This window comes from Intestinimonas sp. HCP28S3_D6 (genome assembly GCF_052065695.1).
Lineage (GTDB): Bacteria > Bacillota > Clostridia > Oscillospirales > Oscillospiraceae > Intestinimonas.
Genome location: NZ_JBQHTM010000102.1, coordinates 1 through 3,100, shown reverse-complemented (window position 1 = coordinate 3,100; position 3,100 = coordinate 1). Strand labels below are relative to the sequence as shown.

General features: G+C 39.5%; 3 protein-coding genes. 1 reads left to right on the top strand and 2 read right to left on the bottom strand.

Translation table 11 applies throughout. The features are described from left to right. The coding region (locus tag ACTNBK_RS16775; RefSeq protein ID WP_441147803.1) for a hypothetical protein at positions 1-314 on the top strand (314 nt) is incomplete at its 5' end. Positions 315-345: 31 nt separating this feature from the next. Here ACTNBK_RS16775 and ACTNBK_RS16770 read toward each other — a convergent pair. Together ACTNBK_RS16770 and ACTNBK_RS16765 are read right to left on the bottom strand one after the other, a co-directional pair. After that, entirely contained in the window at positions 346-891 is a 546-nt protein-coding gene (locus ACTNBK_RS16770) for an AAA family ATPase (protein WP_002584326.1), read from the bottom strand. 214 nt (positions 892-1,105) lie between these two features. Next, positions 1,106-2,566, bottom strand: a complete 1,461-nt coding sequence (locus ACTNBK_RS16765) for an Lsa family ABC-F type ribosomal protection protein (protein WP_002584327.1) — start codon at positions 2,564-2,566, stop codon at positions 1,106-1,108. Positions 2,567-3,100: the final 534 nt, after the last annotated feature.

The window sequence follows — 3,100 nt, the reverse complement described above, 5'->3', positions numbered from 1 at the left end:
TACATGAACATGAAGCACTTGGAGGCGGCTCTGGACGACGCCTCTATTGCCGGTTGACTTCATTCAGCCGGAGCCTGCAAATAATTTTGCGCATAAATCTTGACGGCACCGCGCTGAACAATCGTGATTTCGTTGTGTGGACAAGGCATTTCGTGTCCCTCCTTTCGCTAATTGGTGGATGGGGTGGCGTTTTACCACCTCATTTTGGGCAGAAAAAAAGCAGGAGACCTTTTTCAGATTTCCTGCTCGGTGTGCCACTGTGTGAGCGGCGGGTATTTAGTTGTAAAAGTTCGGGACAAGTTGACCCGATGTAAAGCTAACAAACTGGAATTGCACCAAAACAATCTAAGACAACAACGCTGCCCTACTTGCGATTTTTTCTTGTACTGCGGAAACAGTTTCTTGAATGGAATAAGTGGTCGTATCTATAACATTCGATTCATATATTCCCAGATTGCAAAATTGCTCCCACATGGTTTCTACCAATTCGATATTTGTCTTTCGGTCTAACTTTGAGCGTTCAACAGCTCGCTTCAAGGTTTCTTCCTTACTTGCCCTTAAAATAATATAATGCACCTCATAATGTTCCCGAACAAGACTTTGCCACGGCTTTAAAAACCACGGTCCGATAATACCGTCAACAATTACATCATATCCACCACGAGCATATCGCTTCGCAGCTTCTAAAAACGCTTCAATGACAATCAAATTTTGCTCATTTGATTCTGGCAAATGCGGTGGTATTGCCCCTTTACTCAAATAATGATAAAAGTCATCTGTGTGCATATGCACAGACTTTTCCAAATCTGATTCTTTTGCAACAGCAGATGCCGTTGTAGTTTTTCCTGTCCCCGGCGCACCTGTGATTACAATAATTCTACCTTGATTCATCTATATTTTACCTCCACAAATTACGATTTTCTTAATTCTACAAACTGGAATTTGAGTCTCTGTAAAGCTGGAATTAACCCATACAATTATTTTAATTTAGAGGTTCTTACGCAATTATCCGTATTTTGTAATTTTTCAATACTGGAATGCCAGTGTAAATCAGCATTCTCCATTTTTATTAAAGCGAAAAACGTAAAATTGCGGAAGAACCAATTTAGATATTCACAATTTTACTTGCCACAGTATCTCGAAAAACACTGTCATGTTCTACCAGGAGCATGGTCGGGGCAAACTCCGTTATGAGTTGTTCAATCTGCATACGTGAGTACACATCAATAAAGTTGAGCGGTTCATCCCATACATACAAGTGTGCCTTTTCACAAAGGCTTTTCGCAATTAGGACTTTCTTCTTTTGCCCGCCAGAAAAGTCTTTAATATCCTTTTCAAACTGTACACGCTCAAAGTCCATTTTCCTAAGAATTGCCTTGAACAAACTTTCATCAAGGTTGTTTTCTTCTGCAAACTCGGAAAGGGTTCCACATAAATACGATGTATCCTGTGGCACATAAGAAATTACAAGCCCAGAGCCAAGTGTTACTGTACCCGTATAATCTATGGACTGCCCGACTACCAACTTTAACAGGCTACTTTTGCCACTGCCGTTCTTTCCATCAAGCACAATGCGTTCTCCCTGTCTTATTTCAAACGAAACGGGTTCACAAACTGAAATGCCATCATAATAAACTACTACATTCGATAATGATGCAAGCAAATCTGTATGGTAATTAAGCGGTTGTATCTTGAGGGCTTCTGCGGTTTCCATATTTTTCAGCAATGCTGATTTTTGTTCGATTGTCTGTTGTTGTCTCGCTTCTATAGATTTTGAACGCTTCATCATTTTGGCGGCTTTATGACCGACATAACCTTTATCTGCTGCCCCAATTTTGGAAGCTTCTACACGTTCAGACCATACTGCAGCGCGTTTTGCCGACTGCTGTAATCGTCTGATGTCCTTTTGCAAACGTTCGTTCTGAGCCAGTTCAAATTCTTGCTGTCGCTCAAAATTTGACATCCATGATGAAAAGTTTCCTCTTTGCACTTCGATATTCGCTCGGTTAATCGATAGAATATAGTCAACACAATCGTCAAGAAAGCGACGATCGTGAGAAACTAAGATGAATCCCTTTTTCTTTTTCAGATATGCCGCCACACTTTTTCTCGCTTTGGCATCCAAATGGTTGGTAGGTTCATCAATCAGTAGGAAATGCCCTTCATTAAGAAAAAGAGCGGCAATCAAAACCTTTGTCTGCTCTCCGTTGGAAAGTGTTTCAAAAGGTCGCCAAAGCACATCGACATCAACATCAAGATAAGAAAGTTCTCGCATAAGTTCCCATTCTTCCGCAAGTGGGCAAATCTCCTGCAATATATCCTCTGTAATACGATTCTTATCTGAAACGGGATAAGGAAAATAATCAAACTGTACGGATGATAGGATTTTTCCACTATACTCATATTTCCCAAGCAGAAGATTCAGAAAGGTTGTTTTACCTCGTCCGTTTCTGCCCACAAAACCAAGCTTCCAATCGGTATCAACCTGGAAACTGACATTTTCAAAAACATTATCATAACTTGTCGGATATGAAAACGTAAGGTTTTCAATTTTAATCATTGACATAAATATTATCCTCCTTTGCATGTCATACGATACAAAGTCGGTTCGGTGAATGTTTACTACGTATAGATTTCACCAAAAGGAACCGACACTATACGGAGTGAATCATGTGTAACTATCTGTTCTGCACTATTCATAAAGCACCTCCAAAACAAAATAAGAGCCACAAGAAAGTTTATCCTTGCAGCTCGTCATAGCATAAAATAACACCACTAAGCAAAAGTGGCAACAGCACTATATTGAGTAAGATAGACATATAACTTTCTTGCAATAGACACAATAATGCCAAAGTATAGCACTACCGCATATTTTGATTTTATTTGCAAGAAAAGTTAATCATCTTCCCACCTCTTTCTAAATTTCAAAATATTATACCATAAATCGCAGGCAAATACAAGTGGTTATAAAAATTTAACAAATCGCTTATTGTAGGACTACAATACATATTGGACATCTGAATAAAAAAGGATGAAGGACAGGGCCTCATCGGTTATAGTTGAAGTTGCGGACAACAACCGAACGAGAGGAGACCATATC

Coding starts and splice junctions, on each gene's coding strand:
- ACTNBK_RS16770 (WP_002584326.1), bottom strand. CDS start 891: ATGAATCAAGGTAGAATTATTGTAATCACAGGTGCGCCGGGGACAGGA.
- ACTNBK_RS16765 (WP_002584327.1), bottom strand. CDS start 2,566: ATGTCAATGATTAAAATTGAAAACCTTACGTTTTCATATCCGACAAGT.